This is a genomic window from Methanimicrococcus hacksteinii, from assembly GCF_032714515.1.
GTDB classification, from domain to species: Archaea; Halobacteriota; Methanosarcinia; order Methanosarcinales; family Methanosarcinaceae; genus Methanimicrococcus; species Methanimicrococcus hacksteinii.
In genome coordinates, this window is sequence record NZ_JAWDKC010000001.1 from 56,574 (window position 1) to 77,339 (window position 20,766).

At 43.5% G+C, this 20,766-nt stretch carries 25 protein-coding genes and 1 other RNA gene; 10 read left to right on the forward strand and 16 right to left on the reverse strand.

Annotation, left to right across the window (positions count from 1 at the left end; all coding sequences use genetic code 11):
* Window positions 1-31: 31 nt before the first annotated feature.
* Window positions 32-289 carry a hypothetical protein gene (locus tag MmiAt1_RS00290; RefSeq protein WP_318784917.1) on the forward strand — a complete coding sequence of 86 codons (258 nt, stop codon included), beginning with the start codon at window positions 32-34 and terminating at the stop codon, window positions 287-289.
* Window positions 290-388: 99 nt separating this feature from the next.
* Here MmiAt1_RS00290 and rnz read toward each other — a convergent pair whose 3' ends face one another.
* Window positions 389-1,309: a ribonuclease Z gene (gene rnz / locus MmiAt1_RS00295; RefSeq protein ID WP_318784918.1), complete on the reverse strand. Its 921-nt coding sequence runs from the start codon at window positions 1,307-1,309 to the stop codon at window positions 389-391.
* Window positions 1,310-1,413: 104 nt separating this feature from the next.
* On the opposite strand from rnz, the gene nth reads away from it, so the two are divergent.
* On the forward strand, window positions 1,414-2,286 hold the full coding sequence (gene nth, locus MmiAt1_RS00300; protein WP_318784919.1) for an endonuclease III: 873 nt from the start codon (window positions 1,414-1,416) through the stop codon (window positions 2,284-2,286).
* Window positions 2,287-2,492: 206 nt separating this feature from the next.
* Here nth and MmiAt1_RS00305 read toward each other — a convergent pair whose 3' ends face one another.
* Window positions 2,493-3,356: a CBS domain-containing protein gene (locus MmiAt1_RS00305; RefSeq protein ID WP_318784920.1), complete on the reverse strand. Its 864-nt coding sequence runs from the start codon at window positions 3,354-3,356 to the stop codon at window positions 2,493-2,495.
* 301 nt (window positions 3,357-3,657) lie between these two features.
* On the opposite strand from MmiAt1_RS00305, the gene MmiAt1_RS00310 reads away from it, so the two are divergent.
* On the forward strand, window positions 3,658-3,990 hold the full coding sequence (locus tag MmiAt1_RS00310) for a hypothetical protein (protein ID WP_318784921.1): 333 nt from the start codon (window positions 3,658-3,660) through the stop codon (window positions 3,988-3,990).
* Between the two features lie 192 nt (window positions 3,991-4,182).
* Here MmiAt1_RS00310 and MmiAt1_RS00315 read toward each other — a convergent pair whose 3' ends face one another.
* The 8 genes from MmiAt1_RS00315 to dph5 form a co-directional block, all read right to left on the reverse strand.
* Window positions 4,183-4,632, reverse strand: coding sequence for a hypothetical protein (locus MmiAt1_RS00315; protein WP_318784922.1), 450 nt, complete (start codon window positions 4,630-4,632; stop codon window positions 4,183-4,185).
* 212 nt (window positions 4,633-4,844) lie between these two features.
* On the reverse strand, window positions 4,845-5,387 hold the full coding sequence (gene cyaB, locus MmiAt1_RS00320; protein ID WP_318784923.1) for a class IV adenylate cyclase: 543 nt from the start codon (window positions 5,385-5,387) through the stop codon (window positions 4,845-4,847).
* 224 nt (window positions 5,388-5,611) lie between these two features.
* Window positions 5,612-6,688: an AmmeMemoRadiSam system radical SAM enzyme gene (gene amrS / locus MmiAt1_RS00325; protein WP_318784950.1), complete on the reverse strand. Its 1,077-nt coding sequence runs from the start codon at window positions 6,686-6,688 to the stop codon at window positions 5,612-5,614.
* A 123-nt stretch (window positions 6,689-6,811) separates the two neighbouring features.
* Window positions 6,812-7,513, reverse strand: a complete 702-nt coding sequence (locus MmiAt1_RS00330; protein ID WP_318784924.1) for a diphthine--ammonia ligase — start codon at window positions 7,511-7,513, stop codon at window positions 6,812-6,814.
* A 50-nt stretch (window positions 7,514-7,563) separates the two neighbouring features.
* Window positions 7,564-8,508 carry a carbohydrate kinase family protein gene (locus MmiAt1_RS00335; protein WP_318784925.1) on the reverse strand — a complete coding sequence of 315 codons (945 nt, stop codon included), beginning with the start codon at window positions 8,506-8,508 and terminating at the stop codon, window positions 7,564-7,566.
* A 185-nt stretch (window positions 8,509-8,693) separates the two neighbouring features.
* A complete protein-coding gene (locus MmiAt1_RS00340) occupies window positions 8,694-9,236 on the reverse strand; it encodes a DUF555 domain-containing protein (RefSeq protein ID WP_318784926.1) in 543 nt (180 codons plus the stop codon).
* A 386-nt stretch (window positions 9,237-9,622) separates the two neighbouring features.
* Window positions 9,623-9,904, reverse strand: coding sequence for a DUF357 domain-containing protein (locus MmiAt1_RS00345; protein ID WP_318784927.1), 282 nt, complete (start codon window positions 9,902-9,904; stop codon window positions 9,623-9,625).
* Between the two features lie 152 nt (window positions 9,905-10,056).
* Complete coding sequence (gene dph5, locus MmiAt1_RS00350) at window positions 10,057-10,860, reverse strand: diphthine synthase (RefSeq protein ID WP_318784928.1); 804 nt, start codon at window positions 10,858-10,860, stop codon at window positions 10,057-10,059.
* Between the two features lie 446 nt (window positions 10,861-11,306).
* Between dph5 and MmiAt1_RS00355 the strand changes: the two genes are divergently transcribed.
* Window positions 11,307-11,735, forward strand: coding sequence for a Fur family transcriptional regulator (locus MmiAt1_RS00355; protein WP_318784929.1), 429 nt, complete (start codon window positions 11,307-11,309; stop codon window positions 11,733-11,735).
* A 291-nt stretch (window positions 11,736-12,026) separates the two neighbouring features.
* Window positions 12,027-12,545, forward strand: a complete 519-nt coding sequence (gene rbr, locus MmiAt1_RS00360) for a rubrerythrin (protein WP_318784930.1) — start codon at window positions 12,027-12,029, stop codon at window positions 12,543-12,545.
* 137 nt (window positions 12,546-12,682) lie between these two features.
* Here the strand turns inward: rbr and MmiAt1_RS00365 are convergent, their stop codons facing one another.
* Window positions 12,683-12,856 carry a hypothetical protein gene (locus MmiAt1_RS00365; protein ID WP_318784931.1) on the reverse strand — a complete coding sequence of 58 codons (174 nt, stop codon included), beginning with the start codon at window positions 12,854-12,856 and terminating at the stop codon, window positions 12,683-12,685.
* A gap of 147 nt (window positions 12,857-13,003) precedes the next feature.
* Here MmiAt1_RS00365 and MmiAt1_RS00370 point away from each other — a divergent pair, with 147 nt between their 5' ends.
* Window positions 13,004-14,602 (forward strand): oleate hydratase, encoded by a 1,599-nt coding sequence (locus MmiAt1_RS00370; RefSeq protein ID WP_318784932.1) that lies wholly within the window; start codon window positions 13,004-13,006, stop codon window positions 14,600-14,602.
* Window positions 14,603-14,717: 115 nt separating this feature from the next.
* Window positions 14,718-17,072 (forward strand): heavy metal translocating P-type ATPase, encoded by a 2,355-nt coding sequence (locus MmiAt1_RS00375; RefSeq protein ID WP_318784933.1) that lies wholly within the window; start codon window positions 14,718-14,720, stop codon window positions 17,070-17,072.
* A 276-nt stretch (window positions 17,073-17,348) separates the two neighbouring features.
* Here MmiAt1_RS00375 and MmiAt1_RS00380 read toward each other — a convergent pair whose 3' ends face one another.
* Window positions 17,349-17,507, reverse strand: a complete 159-nt coding sequence (locus MmiAt1_RS00380; protein ID WP_318784934.1) for a hypothetical protein — start codon at window positions 17,505-17,507, stop codon at window positions 17,349-17,351.
* Here MmiAt1_RS00380 and MmiAt1_RS00385 point away from each other — a divergent pair.
* From MmiAt1_RS00385 to MmiAt1_RS00395, 3 genes are all read left to right on the forward strand, one after another.
* On the forward strand, window positions 17,499-17,720 hold the full coding sequence (locus MmiAt1_RS00385) for a hypothetical protein (RefSeq protein ID WP_318784935.1): 222 nt from the start codon (window positions 17,499-17,501) through the stop codon (window positions 17,718-17,720). The genes MmiAt1_RS00380 and MmiAt1_RS00385 overlap by 9 nt on opposite strands.
* A gap of 104 nt (window positions 17,721-17,824) precedes the next feature.
* Window positions 17,825-18,181: RNase P RNA component (gene rnpB / locus MmiAt1_RS00390), an RNA gene on the forward strand.
* A gap of 102 nt (window positions 18,182-18,283) precedes the next feature.
* A complete protein-coding gene (locus tag MmiAt1_RS00395; protein ID WP_318784936.1) occupies window positions 18,284-18,565 on the forward strand; it encodes a hypothetical protein in 282 nt (93 codons plus the stop codon).
* Between the two features lie 95 nt (window positions 18,566-18,660).
* Here the strand turns inward: MmiAt1_RS00395 and MmiAt1_RS00400 are convergent, their stop codons facing one another.
* From MmiAt1_RS00400 to MmiAt1_RS00415, 4 genes are read right to left on the reverse strand one after another with little or no spacing between them, the layout of a single operon-like run.
* The gene (locus tag MmiAt1_RS00400; RefSeq protein ID WP_318784937.1) at window positions 18,661-19,062 is read right to left on the reverse strand and encodes a ribonuclease HepT family protein; all 402 of its coding nucleotides are present in this window, start codon (window positions 19,060-19,062) and stop codon (window positions 18,661-18,663) included.
* On the reverse strand, window positions 19,059-19,313 hold the full coding sequence (locus MmiAt1_RS00405; protein ID WP_318784938.1) for a hypothetical protein: 255 nt from the start codon (window positions 19,311-19,313) through the stop codon (window positions 19,059-19,061). Before MmiAt1_RS00405 ends, MmiAt1_RS00400 begins: the two co-directional genes overlap by 4 nt.
* 21 nt (window positions 19,314-19,334) lie before the next feature.
* Window positions 19,335-19,967, reverse strand: a complete 633-nt coding sequence (locus tag MmiAt1_RS00410) for a DUF116 domain-containing protein (RefSeq protein WP_318784939.1) — start codon at window positions 19,965-19,967, stop codon at window positions 19,335-19,337.
* The gene (locus tag MmiAt1_RS00415; RefSeq protein ID WP_318784940.1) at window positions 19,967-20,626 is read right to left on the reverse strand and encodes a DUF116 domain-containing protein; all 660 of its coding nucleotides are present in this window, start codon (window positions 20,624-20,626) and stop codon (window positions 19,967-19,969) included. Before MmiAt1_RS00415 ends, MmiAt1_RS00410 begins: the two co-directional genes overlap by 1 nt.
* Window positions 20,627-20,766 lie beyond the last annotated feature (140 nt).

Below are 20,766 nucleotides of genomic sequence, written 5' to 3' on the forward strand. Positions count from 1 at the left end.
TTTTTAGATACGACCCTTTGATTTGAAAACAATGCCGATCAAACGTAAGGCAGGCCAAGTGCAAGGCAGACCAAGTGCAAGGCAGACAGCGTTTCCATATGTATCATCTCATTTTTATCACATCCGCTCGCTACGCGAGCGTGGGCACAGATTACCTTACCGATTCCGTTTGTACGGCTACCTTACCGATTCCGTTTGCACGGCTACCTTACCGATTCCGTTAATACAGTTGCCGACTTGCCGGCCTGCTTCGGCAGGCGCTGCCGCGCGCGAACGGTCCGGTTTTTAAAATCGTATTCAAAAATCTTGGCTTGTTTTTTGAGCGCTGAAAGATGTGTTTCGTTTATAAAAACAAACAAAACAAACAAACAAAACAAAAAAAGAAAAATTATTCGTCCCGAAGCGGAACCTCAATTTCCATTAAATCTTCGGCCACAACAACGTTTTCAAACTCCGCTGCCGCGTCTTCGTAAATGCTTTCCTCTTCGTCCGTCAGCCGCGGGCTGATGTGCGTCAGCACCAATTTTCGGATGTTGTATTTTTTGGCCATTCCGGCGGCGCCTTTGGCGGTGGAATGACCGTATTCGTTTGCGCGGTCGGCCATGTCGGACGTAAATGTCGCTTCGTGGATGACGAGATCGGCGCCTTCGGATTCGTAGAAGAAAACGTCGGTTTCGCGGGTGTCGCCGCTGTACGAAATCTTGCGGCCGGGGCGGTCGGGGCCGACAACGTCTTTGGAATAAACGATTGTTCCGGTCGGGAGCGTGATGTTTTCGCCGCGGTGGAGTTTGGCAAAATTCGGGCCGGGCTCGACGCCGAGTTCGACTGCTTTTTCGCGGTTGAAACGGCCGGGCCGGATTTCTTCTTCCAAAACGAAGCCGAGCGCGGGGCGGTCGTGGTCGGCGCGGACGGCTTTGACTGTGTAGCCGTCACGCTGAACAACATCTCCCGGAGACAGGATTTTCGGGATTATCGGGTACTGAAGTCTGTGCGTTCCGAGTTTTTCAAACGCTTCCATCACTTCAAAAAGACCGGCGGGGCCGTAAATTTCAAGCTTTTCTTCGCGGTCGAAAAATCCCATTGTCTGAAGAAGGCCGGGAAGACCCAAAATGTGATCGCCGTGATAGTGAGACAAAAAAATCGCGCTGATTTTGACGAGACCCGTTTTGCCGCGCATCATCTGCTGCTGAGCGCCTTCGCCGCAGTCAAAAAGCAAAAGCTCGCCGTCTCTGTTGACCATGATTGCGGCCGGATTTCTCTCCTTTGACGGCAGCGCGCCGCCCGTTCCGAGAAACGTAATTTTAAGCATGAAGATTCAAAAGGTCTTTAATTATTTAAAATATAAGTTTCATCTTCAAAAGTTAACTTTAAACATTCATTTAAAAATTCAAAAATCATGAAACGGGTGATTATATGGCAACCGCAAAAAAAGAAACAAAAACGAAATCTGCAAAAAACGAACCGGCAGCAAAATCAACTGCAAAACCGACAGCCAAGTCAACAGCAGAATCCAACCCCGAAGCTTTCAAAAAATCAACAAAAAAACCCGATAACAAAACGCCGCGCCAAACCGTTACGGAAATGCCGTCAGTCAAGCGCACAATCAAACCCGTGCCGCTTTCGGATCTTCCGAAGTTTCCGATTTCCGGAAAGCCCGACAACCGCCAGAATTTCAGCGCGGTCTGGGAAATTCTGCAGCAGCTTTATCCGAAGCCCGATGTCGAATTAAACTTTGAAACACCGTTTGAAGTGCTGGCGGCAACAATTCTTTCGGCGCAGTGTACCGACCGCCAGGTCAACACGGTCACGAAAGTACTGTTTAAAAAGTACAAAACAATTGAAGATTACGCGAATGCCGATCCCGCCGAATTCGGAAAAGACATTTACTCCACCGGCTTTTACAATTCCAAAACAAAACACATCATCGGCAGCGCCAATATGATTTTAAACAATTACGGCGGCCAGGTTCCCGACACAATGGAAGAGCTGACGAAACTTCCCGGCGTCGGCCGAAAAACTGCGAACATTGTTTTGTCCAGAGGATTCGGAATCAACGACGGAATCGCCGTTGACACGCATGTCAAGCGCCTGTCCAACAAAATCGGCTTCACTGAACAGGATGATCCCGACAAAATCGAACAGGATTTGATGAAGCTGGCAGACAAAAAAGATTACGACGATTTGTCGCTCACATTGATTTTCCACGGGCGCCGCGTTTGCGACGCGAAAAAACCGAAATGCGATGTTTGCGCAATTTGGGATATGTGTCCGTCGGCATTTGTTTGAATTTTCGGGAAAAACAAATGAATGATGAAAAAACAAACGGGTGCCGATAAAAAACAAATGAGTGTTGAAACTAAAAAACAAATGGCACTGAAGTTAAAAAACGAATTTACAATTTTGAAATAAAAATGAAAAAAACAAAAAATAAAAAACAAACAACAAAAACAAACAACAAAAAAATAAAAAATGGAAAGAATAAAACAAACGTTTTATTCCATATCAATCAGCGGTTTTAAAAGGTCGCGGTCAAGCAGCATGCCTTCAAGCTTGCCGTCCGAGCCGACGACGGGAATCTGGTCAATTCTGGCGCGCTTCATTTTGCGGGCGCAGGAACTGACGGTTGAGATTTTGGTTGCCGTAATCAATTCGGAAACCATGATGTCTTTGGCGAATTTGTCTGTCGGGAGCTTCACGCTTGAAACGCTGTAATAAATGCTCATTGTGTCGCGCATGGATTCCCATGTCCAGCTGTCGTCGTCATCGCCGGCGGACATGTCGGATTTTTCGACGCGGTCTTCAATAATGCTTGAACCGACAACATCTCTGTCGGAAATGATGCCGACCAAATTGAGTGTTGAATCGACAATCGGACAGGCCTTGACATCGGCAAGGTCCATCAATAAAGAAACGACCGGAAGCGGTGTTTCACTCCATAAAACGTAAACGTTGGAGGACAAATATTCGGCAACGGGCGTTTCGATGTCGAAATCGGCAATCGCGCCGATCACGTCAGCCGTTGTGATTAATCCTTCCAAATGACCGTGTTCATCGACAACCGGAAGACGGCGGATGTTCTTTTCATAAAGAAGGCGGGCCGCTTCCTTTAAAGAGGCGCCGACCTGAATCGTAATCGGGTTTCTGGACATCAATAATGCCAGTTGTTCTTCTTCCGGATTTTTGAGAATATTTGTTCGAGAAACGATGCCGACAACTTTGTTGTCCTTCAAAACCGGAACTCCCGAGACTTTTTTGTCCTTAAGGATGCTCAAAACTTCGTCTCTGGAACCGGGAAGCGTTGCACTGGCCACATTCTTGACCATGATATCTTCAACATTCGGAATATTTGAAGCCATTTTTGACACGCGCCATTTATTTTTTTAAAATAATGTACACTCGAGTTAATATGAATTAATATTAAAAAATATTAAAATACGAATATTATATCCGATTTAACCAGTTAAACAGGATTCTGAGATAAATAATTATTGTTGCAGAGAATCATTTTTTTAGACCCTTTGCCGAAAATCTGTCAAAAATCTGCCAAAATCTGCCGAAAACTTGTCAAATCTGCCGAAAATAAGATGATTTCAAAGATTTCGATTTCAGTTGAAGCCTTGCAAATGTTTATAATCCTTAAAAAATTATTACATTCCAATGTCAGAAAATTCATCCGATACAGATTTTTCATCCAAGAAGTTTTACGCGATTGTTGCGCTCGGCCTGATTATCTTTGCCGCCGGAACAATTTTTGCATATCCCGCCGGTGTTCATTTAGACGATCCCGACATTTCCGCCGAAGAATACGCCAAACAGGAAAAAATATACGCCGTTTCAAAAGTCGGCTCCATGGTCGGTTTCATCATCGCCTTGATTCCGAGCGTTAAAATTCTTCAAAACAGCCTTTTGAAAGAAAAAGAAAAAGCCGAAAAATCAAACGGGAAAAAAGAAACAAAAGACGAAAAAGAAGAAACAAAATTCTTTAAATGAATCGGTTTCATCTTTTATCATTTTTTAATTTTTGTTTTTTGATTTTTTTGTTTGGTTTTTGTTATTTTATTTGGTTTTTGTTTGTTATTTTGTTTATTATTTTTTTGGCTTCGTCTATTGCTTTTTGTTATTGTTTATCATTGTTTTTGTTATTTTTTGTCATTGTTTTTTGTTATGCTTTTTGTTTTTTAATTATTTTGATTTGTTTTGATTGATTGTTCCGTCCCAATCATACGGGTAAACATAGATGTCAAACGGCTGCTCAATCATATTCGGCTCCAGCCTGAAATGTGTTTTTGAAACATAATCGCCGACATTCGGGGTTCCGCTGCCGTCCATGTCAACATAAGCCGTCATTATGTAAATGCGCTTGGGATCCAGTTTATTGTCATGCGTCATGGAATAAGTATAATTGACGCCGGATCCGTTCTGCAGAACCATATTTTCAACGGCCTTGTTTTCCGAATTCGTAATGTCCGTCAGTTCGATATAAACAGGCGCGTTGTCAAACGGCTGAGATCCGTCTTCCATCATGATTTTTCCTTCAATGACATATTCTTTCGCACCCAGACAGCCGGAAAACACGACGGCGGACAGCAGGCAGAACAGGACGCCCGACAGCGCAATCAGATTTAATTTCATTTAAAAATTCCCTTCCTGATTTTAATTTGATAAAATTGATTCATTTAATAAAACTGATTAATTTGGTAAAATTGATAAATTTGACAAATCTGATAAGATATTTCCGTTTAATTAATTAAAATTATCATTTGGTTATCAATTGGTCATCATTTGATTATCGTTTGTTTATCAATTGGTTGTCGTTTGTTTATCAATTGGTTGTCATTTGTTTATCATTCGTTTTGATTTTTCAAAACCAATTCCAAATAAGACGTTGTAATCGAATCTTGTTCGGAAATGCCGTATTTGTTTAAAAATTCAAAAATCCGGCAGACCTCTTTATCAATCGACGCTTTGTCGTCCGCATCTCTTAAAACACTTTCAACTTCGACAAATTCGCCGAGTCCTTCAACCGTGTCCAGTCCGATGATAAAACCGTCCCATTCATAAATTTCGCGGCGCTTGATAACGGCACCTGAGACGAAATAACCGAGCGCCAAAAGAATTTCTTTCATTTCAATCGGATCAACCGGGCTGTTGTATTCCGGCCTTGTTTTTGAAACGGTGTCGATTTTCTTTCCTTTATATGTGATTTCGCCTTCGCCGTTAACCGACCGGATTCGAAGCGCCTCATCCGTTTTGGCAAAATCGCGCGTCGGCGAATTAAAATAAATATCGCTTTGATCTTCGGCGCCCGTAAAAACGGCGCCGTTTTGAATCAAATCCTCTTTAATCCCGGCATGCGGGATTTTGACTTTAACTTCAATTTCGTACATATAAATCGAAAGGCACTTACAGATTAAATAAATTGTTCACGCTCAAAAAAAGGAAAAGATTCAAAAAAAAGGAAAAGATTCAAAAAAAAGGAAAAGATTCAAAAAAAAGGAAAAATTCAAAAAAAAGGAAAAATCAAAAAAAGGAAAAATCAAAAAACGTGAATCGTCCTTGTATTTGTTTTAAAAATGCGCCGTTCGCGCGGCCGGACAGCGCCTGCCCGCAATCAAAAGTCAATATCTTCGGGGCAAAAAATCGGAATTTTCCGGCCGCAGGAAGCGCAATAAAAACCGTGTTCGTCACGGTTTAAATTTTCCCGCTCGCCGAAGGAATACAAACGGCTGATCAGCAAAGAACCGCATTCGGGACAAAACGTGTTTTGATATTCCGAAATCATGTTGCCGATATAAACGTAATTCAATCCCGCTTTTGTGTAAACGGCGCGAAGCTTTTCAAGAACGGATCCGGGTGTCGGGCCGACATCTTCCATCCGATAATGCGGCTGAAAAGCATTTAAATGAACGGGCGTCTCTTCCCCGAGATTTTCCAAGATCCATGCCGCGGCTTTTTCCGCCTCGTCTTCGCCGTCGTTTTTCCCGGGAATAATCAGCGTCACAATTTCAATGTGCAGGCCGAGTTTTTTTGCAGAAGATATGGATTCCAAAACAGGTTCAAGCCGCGCCGAGCAGACTTGCGCGTAAAAATCATCAGAAAAACTTTTCAAATCGACACGATACGCATCAATATAAGGCGCCAGCTTTTCAAGCGCTTCGGGCGTCATGTAGCCGTTTGTCACCAAGATGACAAAGAGGTCTTTTTCCTTGGCGGCGGCTGCGGTGTCATACACGAATTCATACCAAACGGTCGGCTCGTTGTAAGTGAAGGAAACGGATTTCGTATCCAAAAGCAAAGCCCTTTGGACAACTTCATCCGGCGTTATAATTTCGCCGAAGCGGCTGAGCCCGGTTTCGGAGAGAACGGCGCTGTAAACGGATTCGTCCGGCATGGATATCCTGTGATTTTGGCAGTGCAGGCAGCTGAAGTTGCAGCCGAACGTGCCGAGCGAATAAGTCGCCGTCCCCGGTAAAATATGATAAAGCGGCTTCTTTTCAACCGGATCAATCGCTTCGGAAGAAACATAACCGTAATTCTGAGTGTAAAGAACGCCGTCCGAATTTTTCCGGACGCGGCAGTAACCTGTGCGGCCGGGCGCAATCGTACATCTGCGGGCGCAGACATGACAGCGGACAGCGCCTGAGGAAAGCGATTCGTAAAGCATTGCTTCTCTTTGAGCAGAACCCATTTTTACCACGACCATTTGCTGATTGATTTCAATATCGGATTAATTGACTCATAAATTAACTCATAAATTGATTCATTTATTGATTCATTAAATTGATTTATTCGACCGGCTCATTTAATTGACTTATTCGATTAGTTCCTCGGTTTTCGGCACCAATTCAGCTTTTAAAATGTCATAAAAACCGCGATTGCCGTACCACCGGACATTTGTTTGAACCGGCCGGATTTTCTGTTTAAAAAACGGGGCGTCCAATACGGCGGTTTCAAATTCGCCGCCTTCGCCGGCAATATGAACGTATTTTGTCTGATGCAGCCGAATCAGATCGGAAAGAGCCGACGCATCCAGCCGGCGCCCGAGCCAGCTTTCATCCAAGCCGTCGGCGGCAGCGGCGGCAAAACGAATGTCTGCCCCGGAATCAATCATTTCCTGCAAAAGAGAAACGGGATCCGATTTCCAAAGCGGAGAAAAAGCGGACAGTCCGAGAGACGCGCAAATCTTTTCAACGCGGCTGCGTTGATACTCGGATTCGATGGCGCCCGAGCAAACGCCTTTTGCCCCGTAATTTGCGGCGGCGGCCAAAAGCGCTTCTTTCATCTCGTTTAGTTCTTCTTCTTTAACACCGGACGTTGTCTGATAAATCAGCGGAATTTCGGAAGCTTCCGCAATCAAACGAACCAAATCCGTGTTCACGGAATGAAACATATAAGAGTCTTTGTTTTCGGGAACCAGGCAAACCAAACAAACAATTTCATTGCCGGTTTCAATCATTCTTTGAACGGCAAAAATTGAGTCTTTGCCGCCCGAAACCAGTGCCGCGATTTTCATAAAAGCCCCTCTCAAATTTTGACAAAATCGGAATTTGTTATTTTCGGAATTTATTTTAAATCTTTACGGAATTCATCCAGATCGGACACATTAAAATGAAGGGCATAACGCTCTTTCATCCGGTTCCAATCGGGAAGATTGGTTTGGCATCCGACTTTTTCGACAACAAAAGAAGAAACGACGCTTCCGACCTGGCAGCAGATTTTCGGCGGATAACCTTTCGTGAACGCCGTCAAAAAACCGGCTTTGTAAGAATCGCCCGCGCCTGTCGGATCGACGGCGTTTGCCAAAACGGCGGGAATGATTGTCTTATCCGATCGAATACATTTTCCGTCTTTGATTTCATTTTCATAAAGCATGCTGCCTTCTTTGTCGCATGTGACAATGATTAAGCCGATCATGTTTTTTAATTCTTCAAATGTTCTGTCGGAAATTTCCATAACACGGCGGATTTCATGGCGGTTGGCGAACAAAATGTCCGTGTTTTCTAAAATTGTATTCAGCGGCTCTTTTTGATAAGTGACCAAATCCTGTCCCGGGTCAAAAGAAACGAAATCGGCGGCTTGAGACATTTTCGCATTAAAGAAACAATCCGCCGTCACCATGTGAACAAACGGCACATGCGGCGGTTTTGCTTCGGCAAGTTTGGCCGCTGCGCCCCAATAGAAATAAGTGGTTTGATTGGAGGCTGCGTCCGTAATCACAAACGCTTTTGAAAGCGATTGATCCGGAATGTGATAAAGTTTTGACAAATCGACGCCGAAGCGTTCCAATTCTTTGTCATACTCTTTCTGTTCAAAATCTTTCCCGACGGGAGAAATCAGTTCGACATCGCCGCCCAAACAGGCAATTGCCGCCGCAACGTTTGCCGCGCCGCCGCCGAAATATTCCCGGCAGTCTAAAACAGGCGCGGAAGAATTCGGACCGGCCATTTGTTCAACAGTCAGCAAATAATCCACAGAAGTGTGCCCGGTAACGGAAATTTTTTGACTCATATTAATCACACCGCCTCCAATCGAAAAAGAATCGAAAGAGTTTTTGAAAATTAAAAATTAAAAATTAAAACCTAAAATTTTAAAAAATTAAAATTGAAATTGAAATTAAAGTTGAAATTATTTCAATTATAATTGAAAATTGAAGATTTTTTAAGAATCAAATTCAGAATTTAAATCCTCAAAGATTACTCGGATTCGTCGTCGTCGTCATCTTCAAATTTGCGCTTGTTCTCGGACTCGCGTCTGCTGTCCGGTTCGCGTCTGCTGTCCGATTCGCGTCTGTCGCCGAAATCGCGTTTGCCTCTGTCGCGGCCGCCTTCGCCTTCGGAGCGGGCGTTTCTGTCGCGGCGGGGCGCGTTTTGTCCGGGTTTTTGCGGGCGGCTGTCGGAGACGAACTCGTCAATCTCAGCCACTTTCAGCGGGACATCCCGAAGCGCTTTGCCGATAACGGATGTTGCAATGCGTGCGGCGTGTTCTTCGGACTCGGCTTCGTAAACTTTCATCTGGAAGAGGAGACCAACCAAAGCAGTGTCTGCAACCACATAAACGCTCATAAACTCTTCGTCGCAATTGGCGCAGCTCATTGTACCGACGTCGACGCCGACAAACTCCAGCTTCGGATTCAACCGTTTTCCGGCTTCGGAAATGGCAATTCCGATTGCATCTTCACCGGTTGCAACATCTTTGACAAGCCAGGCTCCTTCTAAATAAACATTATAATTCGGCATCTTTATCGTCTCCAAAATTTTTACATTTTCTGCATTTTTATTATTAAATTGTTCAACGAATATCGCTGAAATATATTTGTTAAAATTTATAAATTTAACTGACAAATGAATTCTGTTTAAATGATAGTCAGAATCAAATAATGAAATTCAATTTATGAATTCAAGTTGATTCAATTTATGAATTCAAGTTGATTCAATTTATGAATTATTCACAATTCAATTCATGAAATAATTCATGATTTAATTTATGAATTCAATTCATGAAACAATTCGTTACTGATATAAATATTAAAACGCCTGACAAACGAATTCAATGAATTCATTTCTGTCAGATTATTTTTAAGTTTAGTTGTTTCCTTTCACGGATTTGAAAAACATTCTCCGGGTTAAATCGTAAACAAAATGTCGTCGTCGACATCGAAAACGCCCAGCTTTGCACCGGCATCCAGCCAGGCGTGGCCGTAACTGAAAGATGCCAAAGCATTGACATAATCTTCGGACTCCAAAAAGTGAAGGCCGTCTTTGTGATAAGCATCCGCCATTCGGCGGTAATCATCCGCCACCGCCCGCATATGGGAAGCTTCAATGGAAGACGGAACAGCTTTTTCAAGGGCTGCCGCCAACAGTTTTTCATAACGTATTGTTTTCTCGTAAAGATCTGCAGGCATTTCATTTTCACCGACGGTTCATTTAATCATTGTTTAATCATTCGTCTCATTTTAATTTTGTGCCATTCGGATTATTAGTCTCATTCTGATTATTAGTTCCATTCTAATTATTAATCTTAATATTGAATTCTGATTTATTCAATTCGAACCGATTAATCCGAAAAATCGGAAAGCAAAGAGTCGGGGGCGCCGGCCAGTTTGACAAGCGCTTCGGCTTCGATAAAATGCAGATTTCCGGGAATGATTAAAATCTGAAGCGGATTACCGAGTTCAAAGGAATCAAGATTTTCGGCGAAATCGGCAATGACGGAAACATCATCCGATCCGGCGCGCGCAATGCCGACGGCAATGCGGTTTTTCATAACGCCTTCTTGTCTTTTTTCTTCAACTTCCAAAAGCAAAGATAAACCTTCCCGAACAGTCATGTAACCGTGTTCGTTGTGAATGTCTAAAAAAACAAGCGTATGAAGACCGTTTTCCTGATTGAATTTGATTGTGTCATACGGCGTTTCCGTGACAACCCGGTTTCCGCGGCTGCTGGTATACGGGAAAGGGATGCTGACAGATTTTCCGAAACGATAATTCTGAAGGCCGGACAAACCGAAAACGGCGGACGTGATAGAAGCGCCGTGAATTAATTTCGTCTCAATGCCCATGTCTTTGGCGCGGATCCGGAGATCGACGTGCGTGGTTGAAGCCATCGTGTCGCCGCCGGTCAGAAAAACAATGTTTTGATTTTTGGCGTTTTCCAGCCAATCCGGATTTTGCTCGACATCTTCCCGCATCAGACGAATGATGGGTTTTCCGTAAAGCGTTTCCATTTCTTCGATTGTTGTTCCCATCAGATAAGAAGTGTAAAATTCCAAATAAACAAGATCCGCCGATTGAACGGCGCGAAGGCCTTTTAAAGAAATATCCTGCGCGTCAAAAAGTCCCAATCCGATAAAAGTCAGCATAACAGAATCAATCGGATAAATGATATTTAAATGCTTTTCAAATTGAAAGCCAATCGCTAAAAAGATTTAAATAATAATAAAGCGATTTAAAATTAATTGCAAATCATTATTATTAAGTTTTGTTTTCTTAAAGGTTTAAAAAAATCACAAATTTTGCCTGAAAAACGCCGAAAATTCGATGTCAAAAATATTGACACACATTCGATTGATTGCGATAATATTTTGAATGTGCAAAACAGAAAAAGAGAAACAGAAAAAATATATATATGATATAGATGTAATTTAAATTGTATTGTTATTAACATAAATTCCTTACAACAAACAAAATAAAAATGGGAAAACAACTCCAAAATTCTTAAATGTAAAAAATGTCTAATTAAGAATGAGTTTTAAAAAGATATTTTATTTGTTTATTTATTTTGTTTAACGAATAGGGGTCACAGAGTATGATTAAAAGAAATACTGTTCAAAAAATGAAAATTATGGAATATTTAATGAGCACAAAATCCCACCCGACGGCAGAAGCTGTTTACGCGGTTGTTTCAAAAGATATTCCGACAATCAGTTTGTCGACGGTCTACCGCAACTTGAACGCAATGGCCGAAGACGGTGAAATCCTGAAATTCGAAGTCGGCAACGAAGCACACTTTGACGCGGACATCAGCTTCCATCACCATGTTTACTGTAAACTCTGCAAGAACGTCTTTGATCTTCACGACAGAGAAATTGCAAGTTACATCACGGAAAAAGCAAACATTCCGAACTTCAAAGTCGAAAGCACAAATTTGATTTTTGTCGGCAAGTGCTGCGACTGCGCGCCCGAGGAAGAAATGACTCAAAATGCGCAAGCATCTCCCGAGTTCATGATGAATTGAAGTTTTTCAATTCAATTTTATTCTTTTTTATGATTCAAAAATTCAGCCGTATTATCGACTGCCGTTGAATCTTATAATGATTGTTAAAATGAAGTAAATGAAATAACAGTCAAAATACTCAATTAAAAAATAACTATAAAAACAGCAGTTAAAAAACTACTATAAAAAACAGCAGTTGAAAACTACTATAAAAAACAGCAGTTGAAAACTACTATTAAAAACAGCAGTTGAAAACAACTATTAAAAAACAGATTCAATTAAAAAAAACAGATCTCACAGAGTGGATTACAAATGACGAGAACAGAAGAAAATTTAAAAGCGGCCTTTATCGGCGAAAGCCAGGCCAGAAACAAGTACGATTATTTTGCAAAAGTTGCCAAAGCAGAAGGACACCCTTTCATTGCAAAAGTCTTTGAAGAAACCGCCTTGAACGAAATGCAGCATGCCAAAGATGAATTCAAGAAATTAAACGGTATCGGCGACACAGCCGCGAACTTGAAAACTGCCATGGACGGCGAGGAATACGAAACAACCACAATGTATCCCGAATTTGCGGACGTTGCGGATGAAGAAGGATTCCCCGAGATTGCCAGAATGTTCCGCCAGATCGCAAAAGTTGAAGAACATCACAGACAAAGATACGAAAAACTTTTGGAACAGCTTCAGAACGGAACGCTCTACAAAAGAGACGAGCCGATTCACTGGAAATGCATGAAATGCGGCTACGTTCACTACGGCAAAGAACCGCCGGCAAAATGCCCGTCCTGCCAGCACCCGCCGGAATATTTCGAACCGGAAGACATCTTCTGATTCGTTTATAAGATACAATTTAAAAAATAATTATTGAATACAAACTCAGCCGGATTCATTCCGGCTTTTTTTATTTATTTTTGTTTTGATTTCATTTGATTTTATTTTAAATTTTACTTCTAATTTTATTTCTAATTTCAATTCCGTTTTATTTCATTTTCATTAGAAGAGTCGGTTTTAAATTTTTTCAAAACGGGAAAATGTTTTAAAAATATTTTGAAATTGGTGCCGTTCGCGCGCGCCGCCGCATCGGTTGTTTGCTGCTGCATTGATTTGCTGCCGCATTGATTTGCTGCCGTGAGCTGAAGCATTTTTCATTCTGCCGTTGCCGTAATTTAATCTGTTTATTTCCAAATACATTTATATAAAACTAAAATGATATTTTAAGAATGTATAATTATGTTGTATATTTTACAACAGGAGAAATCCCGTAAAACAAAAACAAGGTCGTTAAGATTATGGTTAAAGAAAAAACCGGCAGACAGGCTTATTTTATCGGCGGCGGCATCGCATCGCTTGCAGGCGCCGTGTATCTGATTCGTGATTTTGATTTTAAAGGCGAAAACATTCATATTATAGAGACGCTGGACATTCTCGGCGGCAGCAACGACGGCATCGGAACGCCTGAAAAAGGATTCGTTTGCCGCGGCGGCCGCATGCTGAATGAAGAGACGTATGAAAACTTCTGGGATTTATTCCGTACGATTCCGTCATTGGAAGAGCCGGGAATTTCGGTCACGGATGAAATATTGGACTTTGACCACACCCATCCGACGCACGCCAACGCGCGCCTGATCGATAAAGACGGATACGTTTTGGATGTCATGTCCATGGGTTTTGACAACGGCGACCGCATGAAGCTGACAAAACTCATGATTGAGCCGGAAAAGAATCTGGACAATTTAAAGATCCGCGACTGGTTTTCACCGCATTTCTTTACGACAAATTTCTGGTATATGTGGCAGACGACATTTGCATTTCAGGAATGGTCGAGTGTTTGTGAGCTGAAGCGCTACATGAACAGAATGATTTACGAATTTTCCAGAATCCAAACGCTTGAAGGCGTAACTCGGACCCGTTTCAACCAATATGATTCGCTGATTCTTCCGCTGAAAAAGTATTTGGAAGAATTTAATGTGGATTTCGATTTGAAATGCACGGTCACAGATATTGATTTCAGAGACTGCGATGAAATTGCCGTCTCAAAAATTCATTACAAGCGCGGCAATAAAAACAACATCAAAAACGGCACAATCAGCCTGAAAAAGAAAGATATGTGCTTCTTTACCTGCGGCTGCATCACGGACAATTCCGACGAAGGCGATCTTAAAACGCCCGCCCGTTATCTTCCGGACAACCCGCCGTCGGCGGATCTTTGGAGAAAAATTGCCGAAAAGAGGAGTGAACTCGGAAATCCCGAACCGTTTTTCGGCCATCCCGATGAAACGAAATGGGAATCTTTTACCGTCACTTCAAAAGGCGACAAGCTTTTGAAAATGATTGAAAGGTTTTCCCGAAACGTCCCCGGAAGCGGCGCTTTAATGACTTTTAAAGATTCGTCCTGGCGCATGTCAATTGTTGTTGCCGCGCAGCCGCATTTCAAAAACCAGCCCAAAGATCAGACAATCTTTTGGGGTTACGGCCTGTATCCGGACCGTATCGGCGATTTTGTGAAAAAACCGATGATTGACTGCACCGGCGAAGAAATTTTAACGGAACTTCTGCACCACCTTCATTTCGAAGAAGAAATCGACGGCATCATGAAAGATGTTGTAAACGTCATCCCGTGCATGATGCCTTACATTGACGCGCTTTTCCAATGCCGCGCCAAAGCCGACAGGCCGAAAGTCGTTCCCGCAAATTCAAGAAATTTCGCATTGATCGGCCAGTTTGTTGAAATCCCGAAAGACATGGTCTTTACGGAAGAATATTCCGTCAGAACCGCGCGCTACGCCGTTTACAAGCTGATGGGATCAGACAAAAAAGTCTTGCCGGTCACGCCTTACAACAAACAGCCCGAAGTCCTGCTTCGCGCATTGAACACAATGTACCGCTGAAAAAAACAGAAAAATCCGATCAGGCAAACAGATTGCCTGATTCTTTTTTATTTTTCATTTTTCATTTATCATTTATTTTGTTTTCATTTTTAAGATTTGCACATGAAGGGATGGAATGAACGAAAACGAACCCGAAACAAGCCGCAGCCGTATGAGCCGCAGTGAGATGAATCACAGTGAGATGAATCACAATGAGCCGGACCGCACTGACATGGACCACAGAAAAATGGACCACAGTGACATGGATCACAACGGCACGGAACACAGAAAAATGGATCACAGCAGCATGGAACACAACGGCATGGAACACAGCGGCACGGGACACAGCGGCATGGAACACAGCGGCACGGGACACAGCGGCACGGGACACAATGGCATGGACCACAGCGGCATGGACCACAGCGGCACGGATCACCGCGGCATGGAACATAGCGGCACGGATCACGGCGGCATGGAACACAGCGGCACGGATCACAGCGGCACGGAACACGGCGGTATGGATCATTCCATGCATAATATGGGAAACCTGAAGACCAAATTTATTGTTTCGTTAATTTTGACGATACCGATTATTCTTTTGTCGCCGATGATGGGCATTGATATGCCGTGGCAGATTGAATTTCCGGGGTCGGAATGGGTTGTTCTGATTTTGGCGACAATTCTTTATTTTTACGGCGGGATGCCGTTTTTAAAGGGGGCGGCAGCGGAGCTGAAAAATAAGAGTCCGGCGATGATGACTTTGATTTCGCTCGGCATCAGTGTCGCTTATTTTTACAGTTTGTATGCTTTTGCCGTGAACAATATTTTCCACACCGGCGCGCATGTCATGGATTTCTTTTGGGAGCTGGCAACGCTTATTGTGATTATGCTGCTCGGCCACTGGATTGAAATGCGCGCGGTCAGCAATGCGGGAGACGCGCTTCAAAAGATGGCGGAACTGCTTCCGGGAACGGCGGATGTTGTTCAAAGCGGCGGGGAAATTCAAACGGTTGATTTGAAAAATGTTCAGATCGGCGATCATGTTTTGGTGAAAGCGGGGGGCAAAATCCCGGCGGACGGCATGGTGATTGACGGCAAAACGACCGTGAATGAATCCATGATCACGGGAGAATCCAAAGAGGTTGCCAAGGAAAAAGGCAGCCAAGTGATCGGCGGATCCGTAAATGGTTCGGGAACGATTACGGTGGAAGTTACGGGAACGGGCGAGTCCGGCTATTTGGCGCAGGTGATGCAGCTTGTCGGAAGCGCTCAGAAAGAAAAATCGAAATCCGAAACGTTGTCGGACAAAGTGGCTCGATGGCTTTTCTATGCCGCGGTTTCGGTCAGTTTAATCGCTTTTGCGGTGTGGTATTTCTTGGCGGATGTCAACACGGCGCTGGAGAGGATGGTGACGGTTCTGGTCATCGCCTGCCCGCACGCGCTCGGCTTGGCAATTCCGCTCGTTGTTGCCCGTTCGACTTCGATCGGCGCGAAAAACGGACTTTTGGTCCGCAACAGAAACGCTTTGGAAACGGCGCCGAAAACAACTGTTGTCATGACCGACAAAACGGGAACGTTAACGGAAGGGAACTTTAAGGTGACGGGTGTTCGTTCATTGGACGCGTCGATGACGGAAGAAGAGATTTTGAAATATGCCGGCGCGCTTGAGAAAAATTCAAGTCATCCGCTTTCGGCCGGCATCTTAAAGGAAATTGACGCGCGAAAAATTCAAACGCCGGAGATTTCGGATGTCAATAATATTCCGGGCGCGGGAATTGAAGGAACGGCCGAGGGCAAAAATATCAAAATCGTCAGCGAATCTTATCTGACAAAAAATCAAATTTCTTATGATGCCGCCGCTTTAAATGATTTGAAAGGGAAAGGAAGCACAATCAGTTTTCTTTTAATCGGCGGTCAGCCTGTCGGTTTCATTGCGCAGGGCGATCAAATCAAAGACGGCGCGAAAAAGATGATTGACGACCTGAAGGCGCGAAAGATCCGCCCAGTGATGCTGACGGGAGACAATGAAGAAGCAGCGCAGGCGGTTGCTTCAAAACTCGGAATCGAGGATGTTCATGCCGGTCTTTTGCCTGAGGATAAAGAAAAAATCATTCAGGAATATCAGGCGAAAGGCGAAGTTGTCATGATGGTCGGCGACGGCGTCAATGACGCCCCGAGTCTTGCGCGCGCGGACATCGGCGCTGCGATCGGCGCGGGAACGGATGTGGCGATTGATTCGGCGGACGTGGTTCTTGTCAAAAGCGATCCGAGCGATATTATTCACTTCCTGTCGCTTTCCAAAAACACGTCCAAAAAGATGAAGCAGAATTTGTGGTGGGGCGCAGGCTACAACATCATTGCAATTCCGCTGGCCGCGGGAATTCTGGCGCCTGTCGGAATCATTCTCAGTCCGGCGGCGGGAGCCATTCTCATGTCGCTCAGCACCGTGATTGTGGCGTTTAATGCACTGACTTTGAAAATGGACGATTAAATGCGCTGACTTTGAAAATGAACGATTATTTCAAAAAACGAAACATCATTTTGAATAACTTTTCAAACCCGAACCCCCTCTTCCATAAAATTAAAAAGATTAAAACGGGGTTCGTTTTTCTTTAACTTTTGAAGAAAACGATGTTTCGGTTTATAATTAAATCAAAGAAAAACCTATGAACCGCCCCTCCAATCTGAATTTTGTGAGCGTAGCGAGCAAAATGAAGATTGGAGATGACTCAAATGATTTTCAATTAAAACGAAAAACAGTCTTTTTTCAAAACAAGTTGTTGCTTCTGTTTGTATTGTGCTTCTGTTTGTATTGTGCTTCTGTTTGTATTGTGCTTCTGTTTGTATTGTGCTTCTGTTTGTGCTGCATTGTTGTTTGTGATGCCGTTGCTGTTTGCATTGTCGGATGTGTTTCTGTGTGCATCATCTCATTTTTATCACATCCGCTCGCTACGCGAGCGTGGGCACAGCTACCTTACTGTTTCCGTTTGCACAGCTGCCTTACCGTTTCCGTTTGCACAGCTGCCTTACTGTTTCCGTTTGCACAGATTACCTTCAGTTTTCCGTCAATACAGTTGCCGCCTGCAGACCTGATTCCGCTTGCCGCCGCCGCCTTCGCGCGAGCCGCACATTTTTTTGAAAACCAATTCAAACGGACACGGTTTTTTGGATTCATTATTGAAATTCATTTGAATCATTTGAAGCGAATTTTTAAATACCACGCTTTCCTTTTTTGAATGACGCGGGAGCGGCAGGGCGGCTGCGGGAATTTTAATTTCCTGAGGAAAGTCTCCCCACCCTCTTTCAAATTTGCGGACGTTTGTGAAGAACGTTTGGCGAGAGTCAAGGCTATGGCACAGAAACGATACCGGGCCGTGTCAGCGATGATGTGAAAAACTGAGGCGCACGGCGCACGGATGCAACGGTAAAACCCCGCAGGTGCAAGTTGATTCGGGATCACGTGTTTGATTTGAAAGCACGCCCGAGGTTAAAAGACGCAAAGCCGAATGCCGTCGTACATTTCAATTTTATTGATGAATCAAAGATAAGAATGTTCTTTGAAACGTACAGAAAACAGAAGGGAGCTTACTCGCCGGACCCGCGTTATGAATTATTTTTTAATTTTTTTTGATTTTTTAATCTTTTTTGATTTTTTAATCTTTTTTGATTTATTTGATTTTTTGATTTCTTTTTTATTTCGGCTTGGCACAACTGTTTGAAAAGCGGCGGCAGCAAGAAAGGCAAAGCTCTAAACAGGGCGGACAATGCACGATCGTTCATCATCTCATTCTTATCACATCCGCTCGCTGCGCGAGCGTGGGCACAGATTACCTTACCGATTCTGTTTGCACAGATTACGCCGTTTCCGTAAATACAGTTGCAGATTTGCCGGCCTGTCCCTGCCGCGTTTGCCGGCGCGAGCTGCACGGACATCAGAACAAATCAAAACGAGGCGACGTTTTAATCGAGATAAAAGAAAAATGACGAAAAATGAGAAATGAAGAAAAATGAGAAATGAAAAAATGAAAAAATGAAAAATGAAAAGAAATGAAAAAAATAAAAGTAAAAAGTTTTTGAACTTAATGATCGTGACTGCATCCGTTGATGATGATTCCGAGCATTTTGTGCTGATGCGGAATTTCGAGGCGGACGATGTCCCAAAGCGTTTCGGGGTTCATACCGAATTCGGGATGAATAATTTGAATTTTCAGTGTTTCTAAAAATCCCCAATCCGCTTTCGGTTTTCTTCTTTTGAAATCCTCGGGGAGGGAAAGTGCTTCTTCCTGGACTTTTTCCAACAGGTCCGTCAGGCGCTGATGAAGCGATCCGTTTGCGATAAATTCTCCGTAAACGGGGCCGGACGAAAGCGCAATAACTTCATCCAATTGAACGACCATTTTTGAAACAATTTCTTTGGCGGCAGCATCTTCCGGATGATGAGAACAGGCGCAGGAAGAGTCGTCATCGTCGCCGTCAATCAAGGGCTTGTCATATCCGCGCGCGTGGGCGTCATGGTTATGGGAATGATTGTGAGAATGATTGTGGGAGTGATCGTGAGAATGATTGCGGGAGTGATTGTGTGAATGAGAATGATTGTGGGAATGGTCACAGCCGCAGTCTTCATCGTGTCCATGATTCTGTTCATGATGATGTTCATGATGATTCTGTTCATCATGGTTATGTTCGCCGTGATGTTCGCCATGCGCACTCTGTCCGTATTCTCCGGGTTCATTTGCCGACATCTGTAAACCTCTTAAGTTTCAAAATGAATGAGTTGTTTCTCAAATTCTTCTAAATCAATATTCGTGTTGTAGCAGCCGTTTGACAGCAGCGGAACGCCGTATGTTGCAATTTTTGTTTTTTTCAGTTCGCGCATTCCTTTATTGATTTCGTAATTGCAGCCGATGGCCAGAACGCCGTCCGTGCCTTTGGCATCGGGATGTTTGAGAATATGTTTGACAAAAGATGAACCTGTAATGATATAAAGTTTATAGCCGTGCTCTTCGGAGATCTTTTTGACGGCGGCGAAATCACATTTGCCGCAGCCGGTGCATTGAATTCCGGTGCGCGTCGTGCGGGCTTTGCACTCGATATGACGCATGCAGTGCGGGGCCAAAACGATTCTGTTTTTGGTTTTGGAAAACTTTTTGCCCTGCGCATTGTTTTTTGTCTCAGCCATCGTTTTGTGCAGTTTGTCGGGACTCTTATAGGCCAGCATGTAAACGGCCAAAAGCGGTTTGTAAAAGAAATCCATCACTTTTGAGGCGTAAGACGCAAAGAAAGCGTTGTTTTGAAGGCGCGTGTGCACGATGTAAAAAGCAATGATCAGCAAAATTACGGAAAGGATTGCGCCGAAAACCATTATGCGGCCGACTTCGTCATACATCAGGAACCCCCTCCTTCATTTTCAAAATCGTATAATGTCGGCAGAATGTACCGGCCGGATCCGCTGCTGCCGTCGCCGCTGCTGTCGGCATTAATCGGGAAGACCAAATCCATTTTTTCAACGACTTCGCCGACGTTGACTCTTGTTTCAAAACAGCCGTCGTTAATCAGATAAACGCCCTGCGACGGAATGACGGAAGTTTTCTGCATGGACTCGCTCAATTCGACGGGACAGGCGACGCCGATGCAGGAAGTGGGTTTGTATTCTTTAAAGATTTTTTTAACAAAACTGCTTCCGGGAACGACAAACACTTTGAAGTCGCGTATTTCGGCTTCTTTTTGGATTTCCCCGATGTCGCAGCGCCCGCATTTTGTGCAAATGAAGCCGTAAAGCGGATCACAGCGCGCGTGACAGTCGGAACTTCTCAGGCATTGGGGCAGCAAAATAACTTTGCGCTCATCCTGTTTTTTGAATTTTTCCAAATAAATGGAATTTTGAATTTCGACCAGGATTTCATCAACGAGCAGATCGTTCATGGAAAAGGCCGAAAAAACCCATTTGGTCGGCGAATAAAACAAATAAAGCATGAATAAAACGAATTTCGGATAAATGATTTTCTTCTTGCGGATACTGTAAAGACCGACGGCTACCGCAAGCAAATTGAAAAAAATGATGAATAATAAAAGCCAAACGGCGATTTTTCCGATAAAAATGTAATTAATCGCGATAAAAAAACCTCAGCGTTTTTTGAATTAAATTAACAACTAATCCTATAAAGTCATTTGATAAAAGTCTATCT

What these genes read in the sequence shown, in the direction of transcription:
- MmiAt1_RS00290 (WP_318784917.1), top strand. Translation starts at nt 32, where the DNA reads ATGCCGATCAAACGTAAGGCAGGCCAAGTGCAAGGCAGACCAAGTGCA.
- rnz (WP_318784918.1), bottom strand. Translation starts at nt 1,309, where the DNA reads ATGCTTAAAATTACGTTTCTCGGAACGGGCGGCGCGCTGCCGTCAAAG.
- nth (WP_318784919.1), top strand. Translation starts at nt 1,414, where the DNA reads ATGGCAACCGCAAAAAAAGAAACAAAAACGAAATCTGCAAAAAACGAA.
- MmiAt1_RS00305 (WP_318784920.1), bottom strand. Translation starts at nt 3,356, where the DNA reads ATGGCTTCAAATATTCCGAATGTTGAAGATATCATGGTCAAGAATGTG.
- MmiAt1_RS00310 (WP_318784921.1), top strand. Translation starts at nt 3,658, where the DNA reads ATGTCAGAAAATTCATCCGATACAGATTTTTCATCCAAGAAGTTTTAC.
- MmiAt1_RS00315 (WP_318784922.1), bottom strand. Translation starts at nt 4,632, where the DNA reads ATGAAATTAAATCTGATTGCGCTGTCGGGCGTCCTGTTCTGCCTGCTG.
- cyaB (WP_318784923.1), bottom strand. Translation starts at nt 5,387, where the DNA reads ATGTACGAAATTGAAGTTAAAGTCAAAATCCCGCATGCCGGGATTAAA.
- amrS (WP_318784950.1), bottom strand. Translation starts at nt 6,688, where the DNA reads ATGGGTTCTGCTCAAAGAGAAGCAATGCTTTACGAATCGCTTTCCTCA.
- MmiAt1_RS00330 (WP_318784924.1), bottom strand. Translation starts at nt 7,513, where the DNA reads ATGAAAATCGCGGCACTGGTTTCGGGCGGCAAAGACTCAATTTTTGCC.
- MmiAt1_RS00335 (WP_318784925.1), bottom strand. Translation starts at nt 8,508, where the DNA reads ATGAGTCAAAAAATTTCCGTTACCGGGCACACTTCTGTGGATTATTTG.
- MmiAt1_RS00340 (WP_318784926.1), bottom strand. Translation starts at nt 9,236, where the DNA reads ATGCCGAATTATAATGTTTATTTAGAAGGAGCCTGGCTTGTCAAAGAT.
- MmiAt1_RS00345 (WP_318784927.1), bottom strand. Translation starts at nt 9,904, where the DNA reads ATGCCTGCAGATCTTTACGAGAAAACAATACGTTATGAAAAACTGTTG.
- dph5 (WP_318784928.1), bottom strand. Translation starts at nt 10,860, where the DNA reads ATGCTGACTTTTATCGGATTGGGACTTTTTGACGCGCAGGATATTTCT.
- MmiAt1_RS00355 (WP_318784929.1), top strand. Translation starts at nt 11,307, where the DNA reads ATGATTAAAAGAAATACTGTTCAAAAAATGAAAATTATGGAATATTTA.
- rbr (WP_318784930.1), top strand. Translation starts at nt 12,027, where the DNA reads ATGACGAGAACAGAAGAAAATTTAAAAGCGGCCTTTATCGGCGAAAGC.
- MmiAt1_RS00365 (WP_318784931.1), bottom strand. Translation starts at nt 12,856, where the DNA reads ATGCTTCAGCTCACGGCAGCAAATCAATGCGGCAGCAAATCAATGCAG.
- MmiAt1_RS00370 (WP_318784932.1), top strand. Translation starts at nt 13,004, where the DNA reads ATGGTTAAAGAAAAAACCGGCAGACAGGCTTATTTTATCGGCGGCGGC.
- MmiAt1_RS00375 (WP_318784933.1), top strand. Translation starts at nt 14,718, where the DNA reads ATGAACGAAAACGAACCCGAAACAAGCCGCAGCCGTATGAGCCGCAGT.
- MmiAt1_RS00380 (WP_318784934.1), bottom strand. Translation starts at nt 17,507, where the DNA reads ATGATGCACACAGAAACACATCCGACAATGCAAACAGCAACGGCATCA.
- MmiAt1_RS00405 (WP_318784938.1), bottom strand. Translation starts at nt 19,313, where the DNA reads ATGAACCCGGAGAATACGGACAGAGTGCGCATGGCGAACATCACGGCG.
- MmiAt1_RS00410 (WP_318784939.1), bottom strand. Translation starts at nt 19,967, where the DNA reads ATGTATGACGAAGTCGGCCGCATAATGGTTTTCGGCGCAATCCTTTCC.